Here is a 17,357-nt window from a genome sequence, read left to right as displayed (position 1 = left end):
TTTCATCCGGTTTTAATTTAAAATTTTTGAATGATTTATTCGTATTATTTTAACGATGACGTTAATAATCAAATATAACGACTATCACCAATGTTAATATCAAAATTAGCGATTCGTGCGCTTTACCTTATTGCTGTTTAACAATAAATGCTTTGGTTTTGAAACTATTTGTCACATTATCCATGCAATAAGTGCTTTTTTTGACATATCTTGCTATTTAGCGTCAATCGGGGCTGAGATCGTGTTGTAATATGAACTTTCAGGGTGAATAATCTACAAGGCTCTGTGTAAATAGGGTCAGAGAGTAGTGGTTAATATAATAGGAATATAAAATGAAAAAGACATTATTAGCTGTATTAGTCCCGCTCGTTGCATTAAGCGGCGCTGCAAACGCGGCAGAGATTTATAACAAAGACGGTAATAAACTGGATCTGTACGGTAAAGTCGATGTTCGTCATTTATTCAGCGACAATGACCACTATGGTGACAGCCAGAACGGTGATGACTCCCGTTTCCGTATCGGTATCAAAGGTGAAACCCAGATCACTGATCAATTAACCGGCTTTGGTCGTTTCGAAAACGAAATCAAAACCAACGGTACTGAAGGCGACAACAAAAACAAAGTTCGTTTAGCCTACGCTGGTCTGAAATTTGCTGAGTTCGGTTCACTGGACTACGGCCGTAACTACGGTGTTATCTATGACACCAACGCATGGACCGATGTGCTGCCAATCTTCGGTAACGACACCATGACTCAGACCGACGTCTACATGACCGGTCGTGCTGCAAACCTGCTGACTTACCGTAACTCTGATTTCTTCGGTTACGTTGACGGCCTGAGCTTCGCATTACAGTATCAGGGCGCGAACGACGATAACTCTATCGCTAACCGTGGTACTCACAACACAATCAACGATACCTACAGCTATGACAACACCGCTAACGGTGACGGTTTCGGTTTCTCCACCGCGTATGACATCGGCTGGGGTGTGAGTGTTGGTGGTGCATATTCAAGCTCCGCACGTCCGCAGGGTCAGAAAGAAAACCTGGCAAGCGGCGCTCTGGGTGACCGTGCAGAAGCATGGAACTTCGGTGCTAAATACGACGCTAACAACCTGTACCTGGCAGCAGTTTACGGCGAAACCCGTAACATGACTCACTACGGTACTAACGACGACAACCGTGGCTTAACTGCTAACAAAACTCAGAACATCGAGTTAGTGGCTCAGTATCAGTTCGATTTCGGTCTGCGTCCGTCCATCGCTTACCTGCAGTCTAAAGGTAAGAGCCTGAGCGGCGGTTACGGCGACGACCAGGACCTGGTTAAATATGTTGATTTAGGTGCGTACTACTACTTCAACAAAAACATGTCTGCTCTGATCGACTACAAAATTAACCTGTTAGACGAAAACGACTTCACCCGTGGTTCCGGTATCAATACCGACAACGTACTGGGCTTAGGTTTAGTTTACCAGTTCTGATTTAATTCAGAGAACGTATAATGAAAAAGGAGGCGAAAGCCTCCTTTTTTTATATCTGAAAATCAGTGAAATAATCACTTTTGAAAACTTTTTAATCGTGTGAGTTATTATTCCACTTTTTTTCAGGCAGTAAAAAAGGAGGCGGTTGCCTCCTTTTTTGGCTTATTGCTTGTAATTTGAATCGACACAGACAAATCACCAATAAGAATTTGTTCGAACGTTGTAATAATAGTTCATTTCAGAATAAAACATTTAACTATTGATGTGATTTTAGGGTTTCATTTATTAATTTTTTGCTTATGATTAATTGATACATAATGTAAGTAAATATGAATAATATTTTTGATGATTTGCTCTGTAATGTCAGGCTGGTTACCGATCAGATTACTTTATGTATTGTGCCGGTGAACCGGCACATCAGAAGGGTTATGCAACCCGGACATCCCCGATCCGGCGCAGGGCATCCGTGACCAGATCCCAGAAGCGGGAGTGATCCAGTTTTACCGCCACCTGTGTCGGACAATCCGCCGGAGCCGGCGAACGGAAATCCGCAACGGTCATACCGAGAGTCAGTGTGCCGGTCAGCTCCACGTCCAGCGGTACTTTGCGGGTGGTCATCACGGACGGATCGATCACATACGCGACCGCGCAGGGGTCATGTACCGGCGGGTAATCAAATCCCTGGGCGCTTTTGTACATGGTGCCGAAAAATTCCAGCAGTTCGAGCACAAACTGTGCCGGTGCTGTGCCGACTGCCGCAATTTTGCTGACAACCTCCGGGGTTGCCAGCGCCTGGTGTGTCAGATCCAGCCCCACCATGGTGAGCGGCCAGCCCGCATTAAACACAATATGTGCCGCTTCGGGATCAATTTTGATATTGAATTCCGCAACCGCACTCCAGTTGCCGGTGTGATAGCCGCCGCCCATCAGCACCACCTCTTTGACCCGGTCAATAATACGCGGCTCCAGCCGGGCGGCCAGCGCGATATTGGTCAGTCCGGCTGTCGGTACCAGGGTAATGGTTTTCGGCGGATGTGCCATGATGGTATCAATGATCAGCTGCACTGCATGGCGCGAATCTAATGTCAGCACCGGCTCCGGCAATACCGGTCCGTCGAGGCCGGAATCGCCGTGAATATCCGGCGCGGTTTCAATCTCGCGGATCAGCGGGCGCGGGCAGCCCGCCGCAAAAGGAATACCGGTAATACCGGCAATACGGGCAACCGCCAGCGCATTGCGTGTCACTTTCTCCAGTGTCTGGTTACCGACCACTGTGGTGACCGCCAGCAGATCAATCTGCGGATTACCGTAAGCAAGTAATAGTGCGATGGCATCATCATGGCCGGGATCGCAGTCAAGAATGATTTTTTTCTTCACATATTCCTCTTTATCTGTCCGTTTACATTCACCGCTATGTTACATACTCTGCGCCCGGAAAAATAATAAGCCGCCCGAAAATCTGAGCGGTGCCCGGGTAATCACAGGAATAACACAATAACGGCGGAGAATAATGCCTGTTTACGGGAACAGAGAAAGTTCAGAGACAGGTGGCCGGATTATCCGCGGAGAGGATCCCAGATTTGCTGAAAACGTTTGGAATTACTGGCGGTATAAATAACGGTGTGGGAAATATTCCGGTGTCCCAGATAATCCTGAATCAGACGGGTATCACGGCCGAGATCCGCAAGGGAATAGCCGCAGGCATGGCGCAGCATATGCGGATGTGGTGCCACGGATATATTGGCAGCCCTGCCGTACTGTTTTAATAAGGTATGAACCTGCTGACGGGAAATAGCCCCGCTTTTCTGCGATAAAAATACCCATTCCAAATCCCGGTTACGCCAGGTATTTCTTATATTCAGCCACGACACCAGCGCATTATATTCAATATCAATAAGCGGTTGTGTGGTGGAAAGCCCGCCTTTCAGACGCCGGACATAAATAAGGCGGCTGTCCAGATCAATATCAGAAAGTGACAGATGACATAATTCACTGACGCGGAAACCGTGCAGATAGCACATTAAAATCATGCAGTAATTCCGTTCGGCATACCGGCTTTTCCGGGCTTCTTTCAGGATGGCGTCAACTTCATAACGGGTCAGAAACTTACGTTTGTCCATGATTTATTCCTGTTTATTGTCCGATAAGTTCATAAAAACCAGAGATATCACTATAGCAAGTAATAAAAATGAATAAAGACAACGGACAGGAAAGAAAGTACTACAAAGTGTTTACGTATTGACAATATATTCATAAAAACCAATCAGCAATTGGCTTTTTTTAATCTGAGACAGATCAATTTAAGGCCATTGTACAGAGGTAAATATTCTTAATTTTAAAAAAGACAAAATACATCAAATTGTTTGTAATTATCACTAAAGGTTTTCCCTTAGTCAAATATTGATGTGTCAGCCAAATTAGCAACACATAACTCATTAATTTTTAAAAGGTTAATATTTTCTTCTGCCGGGCAGAGGCTGCCTGCTTCACCGCTGTCATTATTTTTGACAGTGCTTAAAAACAGAGAGGGGTAGAAACGCGATATTAACCTGTTTTGCGTGATAAAAAAGAACAGCTTTCTTAATTTTTATTCGATAACAGCCATTCATTCTTAACGGGACATTTTGATGTATTTTGTCCCGTTTTTTCATATATCCGGATAACGGAACAGACATATTCATCAAATAACGATAACGCCGCGCGGTTTCATATTTCCGCGTGTGACCGCGTTATTTTTAATATCAAAAAAGCAGAACGTAATATAGGAAATAACATGACTTTGAATAAATTAGCATTAGTGCTGGGCTTTGGTATGTCTGTGGTTGCAGGTGCGGCATCTGCTGCTGATCAGGGACACGGTACTGTTAAATTCACCGGTTCAATTATTGACGCGCCTTGCTCTATTACGCCTGATACCGAAAACCAGACTGTTCCGTTAGGCCAGATCTCCACTGCCGCACTGAAAGACGGCGGCCGCAGTAATTCCCGTGATTTTAAAATCGCATTAGAGAATTGCACCACAGAAACCTACAAAACGGTACAGACCACTTTCACCGGTTCTGAGGCGGCTGATATTCTGGCCGGTTCCCTGGGTATTGAGGGGATTGCCAAAAACGCGGCGGTTGTTATTACTGATGCGGGCGGCAAACAGATCAAATTAGGCACACCAAGCGCGGCGCAGGCTCTGCGTGACGGTAATAACGACCTGAACTTCGCAGCGTATTTACAGGGTTCTGCTGCTGAGGCCGCTGTTCCGGGTGACTTCACCGCTATCGCAACATTCGCACTGACTTATCAGTAATTAATGCCGGTACGGCTCAGGGATGAACCGTGCCGCTTTTCAGTTGCGTGCGTTCAGCGGAGGCAGGAAATGGTGAGCAGAATCATCCCTCAGGGAGTGCTGATAACAATAGTGTGTTTTTCCTCTTATACAGCGGCAGGTGAAACGAAACAGGATGCAAAAACCAGTCTGCGTTTCGGTGCGGTACAGATGCAGGGCACGATCCTCGAGCCGGTCTGCACTATTTCCACCGCCAGCCGTGAGCAGGCCGTGGCGCTGACCGATGTTTCTGTTCCGCAGTTGCGTGATGAAGGGCAGGGACCCGCAGACTACTTCTGGATCAGGCTGGCGGAATGCACCGTGCAGCCGGTGAAAGGCGGTGCGGCGGATAATCTCCGTTTCCGGGTCACGTTTGAGGGGGCTGAACAGGACGGACGTTTTCAGCTGACCGGCTCCGGCAAAGGGGCTTCCTTATCGATTTCAGACCGCAACGGGAATGAGGCGGTTCCCGGCAAACCCTTACCGCCCGCAGATATTGATCTCAATAATATGGCGCTGCGATATCAGGCGCGTCTCGTGAAAAACAGTGATGAACTTCAGTCCGGTTATTACCGGGCAACAGTGGGTTTCAAGCTGGAATATTATTAAACCGAGCTGACTGGATCCATTATGGTAATTCCGCTGAGTACCGTCTCCCGCCGGAGACTGACAGTGCTGATTTCATTAATTCTGACCGGTATCCCGCAGGCAGCTTATCCGGATAATCAGGATGTTGAATTTAATACTGATATTCTTGATGTAAACGATAAACAGAATATTGATCTGTCCGATTTTTCCCGTGCCGGCTATATCATGCCCGGCACCTACGACTTTTTTATCCGAGTAAATAACAGTGAGTTACCTGACAGTTATCCGGTCTCTTATATTGTGCCGCCGGATGATCCGAAAGGCAGTGCCGCCTGTTTATCTCCGGAGCTGATAGCGCAGGCCGGACTGAAACCGGAATGGGCAGAGCGCCTGCGCTGGTGGAATAACGGCAAATGTCTGGATACGGCGTCACTGCCGGGTATGTCGGTGTCACCGAAACTGGCGGACAGCGAGCTTATCCTGACACTGCCGCAGGCTTATCTGGAATACACCGCCGCTAACTGGGATCCGCCTTCCCGCTGGGATGAGGGAATTTCCGGCGTGCTGTTTGATTACAACGTGAATGCCGGTATTAATGACCCGGCACACGGCAAACAGACACAGCAGGTCACCGGGAACGGGACCGCCGGGGCAAACCTCGGGGTCTGGCGTGTCCGTGCCGACTGGCAGGCGAATCTCCGCCATACCACCGGTTCCGGGGATCGCTCCGAACATAACTGGACATGGAGCCAGACCTATCTCTACCGGGCGATTGCCTCATTACAGGCAAAACTGACGATGGGGGAAACCTTCTCGCGCTCGGATATTTTCGACAACTTCCGCTATATCGGGGTCAATCTGGCCACTGATGACAATATGCTGCCGCCGAATCTGCGCGGCTATGCACCGGAAGTGACCGGCGTGGCGAAAACCAATGCCAAAATTACCGTCAGCCAGCAGGGGCGGGTGATTTATGAAACTCTGGTCGCGCCGGGGCCGTTCCGTATTCAGGATATTAATGATGCGGTCAGCGGCAAACTGGATGTCCGGGTGGAGGAGCAGGATGGCTCTGTACAGTCATTTCAGATGGATACCGCCAGCATTCCTTACCTGACCCGTCCGGGCCGGGTGCAGTACAAACTCGCCGCCGGGCAGCCGTCCGAAATCGGCCGTCACGGGAAAGGCCCTGTCTTTGGTATGGGGGAATTCTCATGGGGGATCAGTAACGGCTGGTCATTATACGGCGGCTCCCTCGTTGCCGGGGACTATAACGCCGTTTCTCTTGGTGTTGGTCGTGATTTGATGGCCTTTGGGGCCATCTCTTTTGATGCCACCCAGTCTTTTGCCCGTCTGCCGCAGGAAGACAAACAGTATCGCGGCGGCTCATACCGCCTGAGTTATTCCAAACGGTTTGAGGAGCTGGACAGCCAGGTCACGTTCGCCGGATACCGTTTCTCCGAGCGCGACTTTATGAGCATGAATCAGTATCTGGATCGCCGCTACAGCGATAACCGCGCGGATAACAATAAAGAGCTGTACACCATCATGTTCAGCAAGCAGTTCCCGGATATCGGGCTGAGCACCTATCTGAACTACAGCCACCAGACTTACTGGAACCGGCCGGATAACGACAACTATAACCTGTCGCTGGCGAAGTATATGGATATCGGCAGTTATAAGAACATCAATATCAGCTTATCCGCTTACCGCAATAAATATCAGGATAAGAATGATGACGGGGTATATCTCAATATCAGCATGCCGCTGGGGGATCGCGCCACGGTCAGCTACAACAGCATGATCAACCGTCATGGTAATTCTCATAACGTCAGTTATTACGACCGTCCGGATGATAACAACAGTTACCGCCTCGGTACTGGTCTGAGCAGCAACGGCAAAGCCTCCGTTGACGGCTATTACATGCACTATGCTGACAGCGCGCTGGTCACCGCCAGTGCCGGACATATTGACGGGGAATATACCTCCGCATCGCTCTCGCTTCAGGGCGGGGTGACAATGACACCGCAGGGCGGGGCATTCCACCGCATCAATATGCCGGGCAGCGCCCGTCTGCTGGTGGATACCGGCGGTGTGGCGGATGTGCCGGTCAGAAGTACCGGGGCACTCAGCTATACCAACCGCTTCGGGAAAGCCGTTCTGCCGGATATGAATAATTACTTCCGCAACAGTGCCGCCATCGATATCAACAAACTGCCGGAAAATGCGGAAGCACGTCGTTCTGTTCAGCAACTGACGCTGACAGAAGGCGCCATCGGCTACCGTCAGTTTGATGTGCTGTCAGGACAAAAAGCCATGGCCGCTATCCGTTTGGCAGATGGCAGCGAGCCGCCGTTCGGCGCGGTGGTGACTTCGGCGGATAACCGCGAACTGGGGATCGTCAATGACGGCGGGCAGGTGTATCTCAGTGGCATTAACAGCGGGGATATTCTGACGCTGCGGCGCGGCAGTGAGGCTGCGTGCCGGATGACGGTGCCGGAGCTTGCGCCGGGACACGCGCTGTACACCCTGTTGCTGACCTGCGGCGCAGAGCCGCAATCCGTTCCGGAAAAACCGCAGCCGGTTGCGCTGCCGTCTTCCCCGCCGCCGGCTGACCGCCCGCAGCAGGGGAAATGGCTGAATATCACAGGCCGGGCAGACCCGGCACCTTCCACACGTAACGAAATGAGTGATTCATTATGATGTCAGTTAAACAAACCCGTCTCTCTGTTCTGGCCGTTGCCGCTGTATTGCTGGCCTCAGCACAGTCGCACGCGGCTATCGCGCTGGACAGAACCCGTGTCATTTTCAACGGGGCAGAGAAATCTGTCAGCCTGAATGTCAGCAATCTGAATAAAGAGCTGCCGTACCTGGCGCAGGGATGGATTGAGGATCAGAACGGAGAAAAAATTTCGTCACCGCTGGTGGTTCTGCCGCCGGTGCAGCGTATTGAACCGGGTGATAAAAGTCAGGTAAAAATTCAGGCATTACCGGCGATCGCCGCACTGCCGCAGGACAGGGAAAGTGTCTTCTATTTCAATCTGCGGGAAATTCCGCCGCGCAGCAACCGGCAGAATGTCCTGCAAATCGCCCTGCAGACCCGCATCAAACTGTTTTACCGCCCGGAAGCTATCTATGCCTCACAAACGGATCTGACTAATCCGTGGCAGGAAAAAATCACCCTGACGCGCCGTGGTGATCACTATGAAGTCCATAACCCGACTGCGTATTACGTGACGATTGTGGATGCGCTCAGCGGGCTGGGCGGCAAAAGCCTGAACGGGTTCTCCCCGCTGATGGTGGCACCGAAAAGTCAGGGCACACTCGGCCTGAGTGCAGCCGCTCTCGGCAGTGCGCCGGTGCTGAGTTATATCAACGACTACGGCGGCCGGCCGCAGTTGCAGTTCAGTTGCAGCGGCGCAGAGTGCCGTGTGACAAAAACGGCTGCCGGTAACTGAACAGACAGGGGATAAACCATGGATGAGCGGATCAGAAAACAGCGTTTCCTCCGGCGGATACTGGCGGTTGTGCTCTGTATCTCAGCGGGAAGTGCTGCGGCACTGCCGGAGCGGGTGGCCGGTATCCGGGGCGTGCCCGGGATCACCTATGTCACTATCCGCGGCAATGTGATTGCGCCGCCGCCGTGTGTCATCAACAACGGCAATACCATTCTGGTGGATTTCGGGGAGGTGATGAGCACCCGCATTGACGGCCAGCGCTACAAACAGCCGGTTAATTACACGGCGGAGTGCACAAAGATGCCGACCAATGCCATGACGCTGGCTATCACCGGCAATACCGCCGGGTTTGATGCCGGGTTATTACAGACTGAAATTGCCGGGCTGGGGGTGCGCATGCTTTATCAGGGACGGCAACTCAATCCCGGTGAAAAAGTGAAATTTACTTATCCGGTCTTCCCGGCGCTGGAAGCGGTGCCTGTCCGCGATATGACGGCGGTGCTGACCGGCGGGGATTTCTCGGCGGTGGCAACACTGGAACTGGATTATCAGTAAGGAGCCAGACCATGGCAATACATTACCGGCGGTTACTGATGCTGCTGCTGTGTGCCGCAGCGGGCAGCGCAGCCGCCCCGAACATGAAGCTGTTTGGCACGCTGCTGGTGCCGCCTGCCTGCACAATCAGTGATAACGGCGTGATCGATGTGTTTTTCGGTGACAACGTCGGCGTGCATAAAGTGGATGGCGTCAATTACACCCGGGCGGTCAATTACACCCTGGTGTGTGAGGACAATATTAAAGGCTGGGATCTGGGATTGTCGGTTACCGGTCCGGTCAGCGGGTTTGATGATGCGGCCTTACAGACCAATATTCCCGACCTGGCGATTCACCTGACACAAAACGGAAAGCCCTTCACGCTCAACAAACGCATTGCGGTATCACCGGATAACCCGCCGGTGATTCAGGCGGTGCCGGTAAAACGGCCGGGCAGCACACTGCCGGAAGGTGCATTTGATGTGACCGCTACACTGCTGGCGGAATATCAGTAGGAGCAATGCAATGAATGAAACAATAAGGCGCTTTTTTATCAGTACCTGCGGTGTATTTCTGTTATCACTGCCGGGGGCGGATGCCGGGGCGGTTCCTGACAACCTGTATTTTCACGGCACGCTGGTGGATGAACCCTGCACGATACATCCGGGGGATGAAACCGTGGAACTGCCGTTCGGCAATATTCCTGATAAAAACCTGTACGCCTATCAGCGGACACCCTCAAAGGATTTCCGGATCCGGCTCTCGGAGTGTGACACCTCTATCGGCAGGCGGGTGACAGTGATGTTTGCCGGGGATGAGAATCCGTTTATCAGCGGTGCGCTGGCGATAAGTCCGGGCAGTCAGGCGGAAGGCATTGCAGTCGGGCTGGAAAATGCGGACGGCACGGCGCTGGCGGTCAATGAGGTGTCACCGCAGATTACGCTGAATGACGGACTGACGCTGCTGAACTTCCGCGCCTATGTGCAGGGAGAGCCGGATGCGCTGGCAAATAAAACCATTAAACGCGGGCCGTTCAGTGCCATTGCGACATTTCATCTCAATTATGACTGACGGGTAACTGAGGCTCGCTATGAACAGATTTATGAAAATAATTGCGGCGCTCGCGCTGCTCTGGTCCGCTTCGGCGGGGGCATCGATTTTCTCTTATATCACCGAATCCTCGGGGACACCATCGAATGCCATTTACACCTATATTATCGAGCGCTGGGATCCGGAAGACCCTTCGGCTCCCAATCCCTGCTACGGCTGGTCTGTCTGCTGGATCAATATCAACCACAAACACGATGTTGACGGCTCACCGGGCTCTTCCACCAAATCGATTGTCCGTGTGGAAAAGCTGAGAACACTGGCGGAAGTGCGGGATGCGGTTCTGAACAATATCTCGCTGCCGTATAACGGCACAGCGAAGCATGTCGGCCCGGCGCTGAATTCCAATCAGGAATGTGTGGGGCTGTTTTATGAATCTGAATCAGGCGGCTGGTCGAAAAACGGACGTCTGCTGCCCGGTTCACTCTGTGGTATCGCCCCGCCGCCGGTGGGCGCCTGTGAGGTCACCAGCGGCTCTGTGATCCTGGATTACGGGGATATTGATGAAGTCAGTCTGCCGGATGCGGCGCGTAATAAAAGCATCACTGTCACCTGTAATCTGGATATGAATATCCTTGTGATCGCCTCAGGCTCAGACAGCGGCCGTGTCCCGCTGCGGCCGGATAACAGCCTGTACGCGGATCTTTATCTCAACGGCAATCCGGGAGAGCAGGGGGCACCCATTCATGTCCCGGCCGGTGGTGCGACTCAGGTGGATGTGAAATCGGTGCTGAAAGTGAACGGGCGGGTTGCGCCGGGCGCTTTCGAAGGTTCCGGCTCCATCATTCTTGTTATGCCGTAATTTCTTATTTTCTCTCACAGTGCTGCGGAAACCTGCAGCACTGTGAGCCCGGAGTGAGACTGAAATATGATTACAGAAGATACTGATTTAACCGTTAATAAATCTGTCGGCTACCGGATCTTCCGCAAGCGGAAAGAGCTGGGCTGGTCCGGCAGCCGCCTGGCCGATCATCTCGGGATCAGCCAGCAGCAGTTCTCGCGCTATGAGCGCGGATGCAGTCAGATTAATGTCAGCCTGCTGGTCAGGGCGGCAGAAGTGTTACAGACACCGGTCAGCTGGTTTTTCGCTGACTGTCCGGAAGCGCGTTCATACCGGGAGTGCTTCCGGGGAAAAGCGGATATTTATACGGCGGAATCTGTTCCGGAGTATGGATTATCCGCACCCTCCCGGTACAAAAGGAAACCGGATGAAGGAAAACAGACGTAAACACCTGATGCAGTCTGAGGTGGAAAAAATGATGACAGCGGCGGAAAACGGCCGTGATCCGGAGCGGAATACCTGCCTGCTGTGGATGTGTTTTATCCACGGCTTCCGCGTCAGTGAACTGGGACAACTGAGCTTATCGGACATGGATGTTGCTGCCGATAACCTTTATATAAAGCGGCTGAAAAACGGCCTTTCCACCACCCACCCTCTGAGCGGCACAGAAAAAGCCTTACTCACCCGCTGGCTTAACTGCCGCACCCGTTATCCCCGCGCTGCTGAAAATCACTGGTTGTTTTTATCTCATAAAGGCGGACATCTTTCCCGCTCCCGTATTTACCGGATATTAAAAGAGCTGGGGGAAATGGCCGGGCTGCCGGTGGCGGTTCATCCGCATATGCTGCGTCATGCCTGCGGTTATGCACTGGCAGATAAAGGGGCAGACACCAGGCTGATTCAGGATTATCTCGGACACCGCAACATTCAGCATACTGTGCTGTACACCGCAGCAAATTCGGGGCGCTTTCGCGGGCTATGGGACTAGAATAATGTAACATAATAAACCAAAGCGTCGCTATATTATTTGTTGTCTGTTTAATGGGCAATATTTAAATTTAAAATACATCAAAATAAGTTCATAGTTCCGTCAAAACCACTACCAGTCTGTTTTTTAATCAAAAATAGTTTGTTTTTTAAGTAAAAAATGCCCGTTTTTTATCCTGTGCGGAATTTTCTTAACGATTCGTGCTGGCCGGTTCTGATATAAAATCGCAATATCCCGTCTTTTTTCCGGCTCGTTTCACCTTCCTTTCTTTTTGGTCTCTGCCAAATCAATTTTTGCCATCCGGTAAATTTATACATTTCAGCGTGATACGTAAAACGCAACATTTTGGTTTATTTCGTTGCGTCACGGGGATGAAAAGTAGCCGTCCGGAACGGGCGCTGATGACGAAATAAACCGGATAACCGGCCGGATCATAAATCCGCTGACGGTGAAACGGTACAGGCAGTTCCGGAACTGCATCAAAAACGCACAAAAGCAAAACATTGCTTATGTATGCCTTATGTCGGCATTTTTATCTAAAAACGAGCAGATCAGGAATTTTGATATGAGTATGAAAAAAGTGGTTCTCGCACTGGCAGTTTCTTCCGCAATGGCAATGACTGCACAGGCAGCAAATCAGGGCGGCGGCAAAATCAACTTCAACGGCGAAGTGATTGATGCGGCATGCTCTATCGATGCAAACAGCCTGAAACAGACTGTTGAGCTGGGCAGCGTGGCAAAAGTTCAGTTAGCGAAAGGTGGTAAATCAACACCTGTTGATTTCACTATTCAGTTGCATAACTGCGATATCACCGGCAAAACCACCACGACAGTCACCTTTAAAGGTGTTGCAGGCGGCGCTGCGGCAGACGGTCTGGATAAAGCCTTTGGGGTCAGCGGCCCGGCGACCGGTGCAATGGGTGTGGTCGTGACGGATGCGGGCGGTAATGTGATCGCCCCGGGGGCAGCATCATCCGCATTTACCTTAAACGAAGGTGATAACACGCTGAAATTTAAAGCGTATATGCAGGGTGCCACAACGGCTGTCACCGTTGCGCCGGGTGCTTTCACTGCAACAGCCGACTTCCTGATGGACTATCAGTAATCGGGGTCAGTGTACTTTACCCGTACCGGATATCCGGTACGGGGATCCGGCGGAGAGCAAGCGTGAAGTTAAACATACTCAGTACCGGACTGCTGGCAGTCTGCCTGACTGCTTATGCGGCAGAGGGTGAACGGCAGACCGGGCAGGTCTGGTTACAGGGATTTGTTCTGGACTCCTCCTGCACTATCAATATGCAGGATAAATATCAACGGATTGAAATACCGCAGGTTGCCGCCACCGCATTATATCAGCGCGGATACAGTCCGGCCTTTGCCTTTGCTGTCCGGCTGGAAAACTGTCTGTTGTCAGCGGATGACAAAAATCTGCGGATAACCTTTACCGGACCTTCGGACAGCAACGGATTGTTTGCAGTCAGCGGGGAGGCAGAAGGTGTCGGGATTCAGCTCAGCCGGGAAGAGGGTTCGGTGATCATACCGGGAAAAGCAGTGGCACTCCCGGATATACCACAGACAAAAAATATCACACTGAACTACCGGTTACGGCTGATTGCTGATCGCAACTCACTGAAAACAGGGGCATACCGGTCGACTGTTAATTTCAACCTGGATTATTTGTGATGAAAGCCAATGCACTTCCGTCAGGCCGCAGAACACTGTGCCCGGCGGTGCGGTTAAAACCGCTGACATTTATGATCCTGCTCTCTCTGTTTTCTGCAGCGGCACAGGCGGAGAAGATTACAGAATTCAATACTGAGGTATTGGATCTGAATGAGCGTGGACAGATTGATTTATCACAATTTTCTCAGGCTGGTTATGTGATGCCCGGAATCTATTCCCTGGCACTTAAGGTCAATAACAGCATGCTGGCAGAGCGGCAAATCCGTTTTCTGGCCCCGGATAATGACCCGCAGGGCAGCATGGCCTGTATTACGCCTGATATGAGCGAAGAGCTGGGACTGACCTCATCTGCAAAAGGGGATTTGACCTGGTGGCATAACGGAGAGTGCGCGGATCCGGCATCACTGCCGGGGATGACTCTGCGGGCAGATTTTGCTGCCGGGGCACTGCATGTCAGTCTGCCGCAGGCCTATCTGGAATATACCACAGATAACTGGGATCCGCCGTCACGCTGGGATGAGGGAATTGCCGGTTTTATCCTTGATTACAACCTCAATACACAACTGACAAAACAGCGCGAGGCCGGACACAGTGACCGGCAGGACATCAGCGGTAACGGCACCACCGGGCTGAATGCCGGTGCCTGGCGTCTGCGTGCGGACTGGCAGGGGCGCTATTCGCGTACTAATCATGAATCGGACCAACGCTGGGACTGGAACCGGTTTTATGCTTACCGCGCGATTGCACCGCTGCGGGCAAAATTAACACTGGGGGAAAATTATCTCACCTCCGGCATGTTCGACAGCTTTCGCTATACCGGTGTGGCACTGGATACGGATGACATGATGCTGCCGCCGAATCTGCGCGGCTATGCCCCGGAAGTGTCCGGAGTGGCGAAAACCAACGCCAGGGTCACCGTGAAACAGCAGGGACGGGTGATTTATGAAACCACGGTTGCCGCCGGACCGTTTCAGATCAGGGATTTAAGCAATGCGCTGTCCGGCAAACTGGATGTGGAAGTGGCGGAGCAGGATGGTTCAGTACAGACCTTTCAGGTGGATGCGGCAAGTGTACCGTATCTGACCCGTCCGGGACTGGTGCGTTACAAAGTGGCGCTCGGTAAACCCTCGGAATATGACCACCGTGTCAAAGGACCGGAGTTTATCAGCAGTGAGTTTTCATGGGGTATCAGTAACGGCTGGTCTGTTTACGGCGGCGGGTTATTTGCCGGTAAATATAATGCTGTCTCGGCGGGTATCGGCCGTGACCTGCTGATGCTGGGGGCATTATCCGCCGATATCACCCAATCCCGCGCGTCACTGCCGGACGGTGAAACCAAAAAAGGCGGCTCTTACCGGCTGAGTTATTCCAAACGGTTCGATGCCACCAACAGCCGGGTCACCTTTGCCGGATACCGGTTTTCAGAGCGGGATTTTATGACCATGTCGCAATATCTGAAAGCCCGTTATCACAATTCAGCGGTAACGGGTAACGGCAAAGAGATGTACACCATGACATTCAGTCAATCGTTCAGTTCGCTGAATACCAATGTGTACCTGAATTTTAACCACCAGACCTACTGGGATCGCCCGGCAAGTGATAACTGGAATATTTCCACCTCTCATTATTTTGATATCGGGCAGGTGAAAAATATCAGTCTGAATTTATCGGCTTACCGCAACCGCCACGAAAACGGACGCGATGACGGGATGTATGCCGGGCTGTCTGTGCCGTGGAGGGAGAGTGGTAGTTTTGGTTACAGCGGACAATTCAGTAAAGGGCAGAACAGTCACTCGGCGGATTATAGTGACCGGATTAATGAGCGGACAAATTACCGTCTCAGCACAGGAGTGACCGGCGATCACCGGGTCACCGGTAACGGTTATATGAATTATCGCGGCGATAAAGCGGAAGTAACCGCAATTGCCGGATTTTCCGGTGAACGCTACAGTGCGGCCGGGCTGTCTGTACGCGGCGGGTTTACCGCCACCGCAGAAGGTGCGGCACTGCACCGCAGTGGTGTGATGGGCGGAACACGGATGCTGGTGGATACCGGCGGAGTAGCTGATGTTCCTGTCCGGGGCGGAGGTGCTGAAACCACAACCAACTACTTTGGTAAAGCGGTCGTCAGTGACGTCAGTAACTATTACCGCAGCAGCGTTAATGTGGATCTGAACCGGCTGGGGGAAAACGCCGAAGCCACCCGCTCTGTAGTACAGGGCACGCTGACGGAAGGTGCTGTCGGTTTCCGCCGCTTCGGTATTGTCTCAGGACAGAAAGCGATGGCGGTACTCAGCCTGGCTGACGGAGATGTTCCGCCGTTCGGGGCCGTGGTTCAGAACCACGATCATATACAGACCGGGATGGTCAGTGAAGATGGCATGGTCTGGCTCTCCGGTATCAATCCGGAAGAGACAATGCAGGTGTCATGGGGCGGGGATGTTCAGTGTGAAATCCGTTTCCCGGCGACGATCCCGGACGGAAATCTGCTGTTGCCGTGTGTCTCTGTGGCGAATCCGGTACATGAAAAGTCAGAAAAGTCAGAAAAGTCAGAAAAGTCAGAAAAGTCAGAAAAGTCAGTAAAAACAGAAAAAATATCCCGTTGGCTGACAGATGCTGACGCGGAGAACACCAGAGAGAGTAAGCAATGAAGAATCAATACAACCGTTTTACTTCACGAAGCCTTCCGGTACTGATACTGGCCGGTATCCTGGCTGCGCCGGCAGGACAGGCGGCGATTGCACTGGACAGAACCCGTGTCATTTTAAACGGCAGCGAACGGGCGGAAAGTGTTGAAATTTCTAATCAAAATAAAGAGTTACCGTATCTGGCTCAGGCATGGATTGAAGATGCGCAGGGTAACAAAATCAAAGATCCGCTGGTGGCACTCCCCCCCATTCAGCGGGTGGAAGCCGGTGAAAAAAGTCAGGTAAAAATTCAGCCGACAGCCGGAATGAAGATGCTGGCGCAGGATAAAGAGAGTCTTTATTACTTTAATCTGCGGGAGATCCCGCCGAAAACGGACAAAGCCAACACATTGCAGATTGCCTTACAGACCCGCATCAAACTGTTTTACCGTCCGGCGGGCTTAGTGGTGACGCAGAATGCAAAACCATGGCAGGAGAGTATTACCCTGACCCGGCAGGGAAATACATACACGGTGAATAATCCGACTCCGTATTACGTGACGATTTCATCCGCATCTGCCGCATATAAAGGAAAGGATATCAGTGGGTTTGAGGCATTTATGATTGCGCCAAACAGCAGTGAAGTTCTCGGCGGCAGTGCCGTGTCACTGGGGAATGCGCCGGTACTGGGTTACATCAATGATTACGGCGGCCGCCCGAAAATGATTTTTACCTGTCAGGGTAATACCTGCCGGGTGGGCGAAGTGAAACCGGGCTGATGCGAAACCACAGAC

17 protein-coding genes are annotated in these 17,357 nt (G+C 51.6%); 15 read left to right on the top strand and 2 right to left on the bottom strand.

Annotated features, from left to right (window positions below; genetic code table 11):
* Positions 1-332 precede the first annotated feature (332 nt).
* Complete coding sequence (locus GN208_RS13250; protein WP_004234892.1) at positions 333-1,481, top strand: porin; 1,149 nt, start codon at positions 333-335, stop codon at positions 1,479-1,481.
* Between the two features lie 426 nt (positions 1,482-1,907).
* Here the strand turns inward: GN208_RS13250 and GN208_RS13245 are convergent, their stop codons facing one another.
* Entirely contained in the window at positions 1,908-2,858 is a 951-nt protein-coding gene (locus GN208_RS13245) for a nucleoside hydrolase (RefSeq protein WP_015423007.1), read from the bottom strand.
* Between the two features lie 179 nt (positions 2,859-3,037).
* Positions 3,038-3,601 (bottom strand): tyrosine-type DNA invertase, encoded by a 564-nt coding sequence (locus GN208_RS13240; RefSeq protein ID WP_004234895.1) that lies wholly within the window; start codon positions 3,599-3,601, stop codon positions 3,038-3,040.
* Positions 3,602-4,254: 653 nt separating this feature from the next.
* Here GN208_RS13240 and GN208_RS13235 point away from each other — a divergent pair.
* The 14 genes from GN208_RS13235 to GN208_RS13170 all read left to right on the top strand — a co-directional run bounded on the left by GN208_RS13235 (position 4,255) and on the right by GN208_RS13170 (position 17,342).
* Positions 4,255-4,782, top strand: a complete 528-nt coding sequence (locus GN208_RS13235; protein ID WP_004234897.1) for a fimbrial protein — start codon at positions 4,255-4,257, stop codon at positions 4,780-4,782.
* A 69-nt stretch (positions 4,783-4,851) separates the two neighbouring features.
* Positions 4,852-5,409: a fimbrial protein gene (locus GN208_RS13230; RefSeq protein ID WP_015423006.1), complete on the top strand. Its 558-nt coding sequence runs from the start codon at positions 4,852-4,854 to the stop codon at positions 5,407-5,409.
* Positions 5,410-5,430: 21 nt separating this feature from the next.
* Positions 5,431-8,088 carry an outer membrane usher protein gene (locus GN208_RS13225; RefSeq protein WP_004234900.1) on the top strand — a complete coding sequence of 886 codons (2,658 nt, stop codon included), beginning with the start codon at positions 5,431-5,433 and terminating at the stop codon, positions 8,086-8,088.
* A complete protein-coding gene (locus GN208_RS13220) occupies positions 8,085-8,843 on the top strand; it encodes a fimbria/pilus periplasmic chaperone (protein WP_004234901.1) in 759 nt (252 codons plus the stop codon). The genes GN208_RS13225 and GN208_RS13220 overlap by 4 nt, the downstream gene beginning before the upstream one ends.
* An 18-nt stretch (positions 8,844-8,861) precedes the next feature.
* Positions 8,862-9,398, top strand: coding sequence for a fimbrial protein (locus tag GN208_RS13215; protein ID WP_004234902.1), 537 nt, complete (start codon positions 8,862-8,864; stop codon positions 9,396-9,398).
* Positions 9,399-9,409: 11 nt separating this feature from the next.
* The gene (locus GN208_RS13210) at positions 9,410-9,892 is read left to right on the top strand and encodes a fimbrial protein (protein WP_004234905.1); all 483 of its coding nucleotides are present in this window, start codon (positions 9,410-9,412) and stop codon (positions 9,890-9,892) included.
* A gap of 10 nt (positions 9,893-9,902) precedes the next feature.
* The gene (locus tag GN208_RS13205) at positions 9,903-10,448 is read left to right on the top strand and encodes a fimbrial protein (RefSeq protein ID WP_004234907.1); all 546 of its coding nucleotides are present in this window, start codon (positions 9,903-9,905) and stop codon (positions 10,446-10,448) included.
* Positions 10,449-10,479: 31 nt separating this feature from the next.
* Positions 10,480-11,286, top strand: coding sequence for an adhesin (locus GN208_RS13200; protein ID WP_105212834.1), 807 nt, complete (start codon positions 10,480-10,482; stop codon positions 11,284-11,286).
* Positions 11,287-11,352: 66 nt separating this feature from the next.
* Complete coding sequence (locus GN208_RS13195; protein ID WP_004234910.1) at positions 11,353-11,712, top strand: helix-turn-helix transcriptional regulator; 360 nt, start codon at positions 11,353-11,355, stop codon at positions 11,710-11,712.
* On the top strand, positions 11,693-12,253 hold the full coding sequence (locus GN208_RS13190; protein WP_015423005.1) for a tyrosine-type DNA invertase: 561 nt from the start codon (positions 11,693-11,695) through the stop codon (positions 12,251-12,253). The genes GN208_RS13195 and GN208_RS13190 overlap by 20 nt, the downstream gene beginning before the upstream one ends.
* 565 nt (positions 12,254-12,818) lie before the next feature.
* Complete coding sequence (locus GN208_RS13185; protein WP_015423004.1) at positions 12,819-13,358, top strand: fimbrial protein; 540 nt, start codon at positions 12,819-12,821, stop codon at positions 13,356-13,358.
* Between the two features lie 62 nt (positions 13,359-13,420).
* Positions 13,421-13,936 carry a fimbrial protein gene (locus GN208_RS13180; protein ID WP_015423003.1) on the top strand — a complete coding sequence of 172 codons (516 nt, stop codon included), beginning with the start codon at positions 13,421-13,423 and terminating at the stop codon, positions 13,934-13,936.
* A complete protein-coding gene (locus tag GN208_RS13175; RefSeq protein ID WP_111759534.1) occupies positions 13,936-16,587 on the top strand; it encodes an outer membrane usher protein in 2,652 nt (883 codons plus the stop codon). The genes GN208_RS13180 and GN208_RS13175 overlap by 1 nt, the downstream gene beginning before the upstream one ends.
* Positions 16,584-17,342, top strand: a complete 759-nt coding sequence (locus GN208_RS13170; protein WP_004234927.1) for a fimbria/pilus periplasmic chaperone — start codon at positions 16,584-16,586, stop codon at positions 17,340-17,342. The genes GN208_RS13175 and GN208_RS13170 overlap by 4 nt, the downstream gene beginning before the upstream one ends.
* The last annotated feature ends 15 nt before the right edge of the window (positions 17,343-17,357 follow it).

The organism is Morganella sp. HSTU-ASny43 (assembly GCF_022819185.1).
Taxonomy (GTDB): Bacteria; Pseudomonadota; Gammaproteobacteria; order Enterobacterales; family Enterobacteriaceae; genus Morganella; species Morganella morganii.
This window is presented reverse-complemented; position numbering and strand designations above follow the sequence as displayed.

Coding starts and splice junctions, on each gene's coding strand:
- GN208_RS13185 (WP_015423004.1), top strand. CDS start 12,819: ATGAGTATGAAAAAAGTGGTTCTCGCACTGGCAGTTTCTTCCGCAATG.
- GN208_RS13215 (WP_004234902.1), top strand. CDS start 8,862: ATGGATGAGCGGATCAGAAAACAGCGTTTCCTCCGGCGGATACTGGCG.
- GN208_RS13210 (WP_004234905.1), top strand. CDS start 9,410: ATGGCAATACATTACCGGCGGTTACTGATGCTGCTGCTGTGTGCCGCA.
- GN208_RS13175 (WP_111759534.1), top strand. CDS start 13,936: ATGAAAGCCAATGCACTTCCGTCAGGCCGCAGAACACTGTGCCCGGCG.
- GN208_RS13220 (WP_004234901.1), top strand. CDS start 8,085: ATGATGTCAGTTAAACAAACCCGTCTCTCTGTTCTGGCCGTTGCCGCT.
- GN208_RS13240 (WP_004234895.1), bottom strand. CDS start 3,601: ATGGACAAACGTAAGTTTCTGACCCGTTATGAAGTTGACGCCATCCTG.
- GN208_RS13250 (WP_004234892.1), top strand. CDS start 333: ATGAAAAAGACATTATTAGCTGTATTAGTCCCGCTCGTTGCATTAAGC.
- GN208_RS13200 (WP_105212834.1), top strand. CDS start 10,480: ATGAAAATAATTGCGGCGCTCGCGCTGCTCTGGTCCGCTTCGGCGGGG.
- GN208_RS13195 (WP_004234910.1), top strand. CDS start 11,353: ATGATTACAGAAGATACTGATTTAACCGTTAATAAATCTGTCGGCTAC.
- GN208_RS13225 (WP_004234900.1), top strand. CDS start 5,431: ATGGTAATTCCGCTGAGTACCGTCTCCCGCCGGAGACTGACAGTGCTG.
- GN208_RS13205 (WP_004234907.1), top strand. CDS start 9,903: ATGAATGAAACAATAAGGCGCTTTTTTATCAGTACCTGCGGTGTATTT.
- GN208_RS13230 (WP_015423006.1), top strand. CDS start 4,852: ATGGTGAGCAGAATCATCCCTCAGGGAGTGCTGATAACAATAGTGTGT.
- GN208_RS13235 (WP_004234897.1), top strand. CDS start 4,255: ATGACTTTGAATAAATTAGCATTAGTGCTGGGCTTTGGTATGTCTGTG.
- GN208_RS13190 (WP_015423005.1), top strand. CDS start 11,693: ATGAAGGAAAACAGACGTAAACACCTGATGCAGTCTGAGGTGGAAAAA.
- GN208_RS13170 (WP_004234927.1), top strand. CDS start 16,584: ATGAAGAATCAATACAACCGTTTTACTTCACGAAGCCTTCCGGTACTG.